General features: G+C 68.4%; 1 protein-coding gene. It reads right to left on the bottom strand.

All coding sequences use genetic code 11. The features are described from left to right. Positions 1 to 40: 40 nt before the first annotated feature. Positions 41 to 1255 (bottom strand): IS30 family transposase, encoded by a 1215-nt coding sequence (locus tag AOQ53_RS30725; protein WP_059422222.1) that lies wholly within the window; start codon positions 1253 to 1255, stop codon positions 41 to 43. Positions 1256 to 1300 lie beyond the last annotated feature (45 nt).

The following is a 1300-nucleotide window of genomic DNA, read 5'->3' as shown; positions in this document are numbered from 1 at the left end:
GGCGGTTTCTAGGGATCGTCGCAACACATGATCGGTTAGGTCAGACGGCGAGCAGTTTATGCAGACGCTCGGCTGGGGTTTCCCAGCCGAGCGTTTTGCGTGGGCGGCCGTTGAGCTGGGCGGCGACGGCGTCCAGGTGTTCGCGGCTGTGGACGGACAGGTCGGTTCCCTTGGGGAAGTACTGCCGCAGCAGGCCGTTGGTGTTTTCGTTGGAGCCGCGTTGCCATGGGCTTGCCGGGTCGCAGAAGTAGACCGGGATGTCCGTGGCGATGGTGAAGGTGTGGTGGGCGGCCATTTCGGAGCCCTGGTCCCAGGTGAGGGACCGCTTGAGGTGCGGTGGCAGCCTTAGCGCGGTCTCCGTCAGGGCGTCTCGGACGCTGGCTGCGGTGTGGTCCATGGGCAGGTAGAGGAGCATCACGTAGCGGGTGCTGCGTTCGACGAGGGTGCCGATCGCCGAGCCGCTGTTCTTGCCGATGATGAGGTCGCCTTCCCAGTGGCCGGGCACGGCCCGGTCGTCCGCCTCGGCCGGGCGGTCGCTGATCATCACCATCGGATCGGTGAAGCGCGGCTGTCGGCAGTTGGCCTGGCGGTGGGGCTTGCGGCGGGCGCGTCCGGTGCGCAGGGCGCCGGCCAGCTCCCGGCGCAGTGCTCCGCGTCCTTGCACGTAGAGCGCCTGGTAGACGGTTTCGTGGACCACGTGCATCTCCGGCCGGTCGGGGAACTGTCTGCGCAGAGCGTGACAGATCTGTTCCGGGCTCCACCGCTCGTCAAGACCTGCCTGGACGGCGGCCCGCAGCTCGGGGTCTTGGCTGATCTTCCGGGGCTTGGGGCGGGGACGGCGGTCATCCGCGCGGGCCTGGGCGGCGAAGGGGCGGTACTGGCCGTTGACGGGGTGCCGGTTGCGGCGGATCTCCCGGCTGACGGTGGAGGGGCTGCGGCCCAGTTCGGCGGCGATAGCGCGGACCGTCGCCTTCTCCAGGAGCCGGTCAGCGATGTAGATCCGGTCGGCTTCACGTAGGTACCGGGACGCACCAGAAGGCGGCAGCACCGGTCTGGCCGGTGGTGCCGCCTTCTGTCGGCCGGAGGGGTTCCGGCCGTTGCGCCATCGCTTTCCCGTGCGGAGGTTGATGCCGACGAGCCTGGCCGCCTCCGTGTAACTCACGCCCTGCTGCACGAGCCGGAAGTATTCCTGCCGCTCACGGGTCAGCTTCCTGCGGCCCTGGGCCACCGTCCGTGTCTTGCGGATCTCGAACATCGCACCCCTTGAGCTGGGGTGTTGCGACGATCGCTAGAACTCAAG

This window comes from Streptomyces azureus (assembly GCF_001270025.1).
In the GTDB taxonomy this organism is placed as follows: Bacteria; Actinomycetota; Actinomycetes; order Streptomycetales; family Streptomycetaceae; genus Streptomyces; species Streptomyces azureus.
The sequence above is the reverse complement of the archived record's forward strand: the minus strand, read 5'-3'. Positions and strand labels throughout refer to the sequence as shown.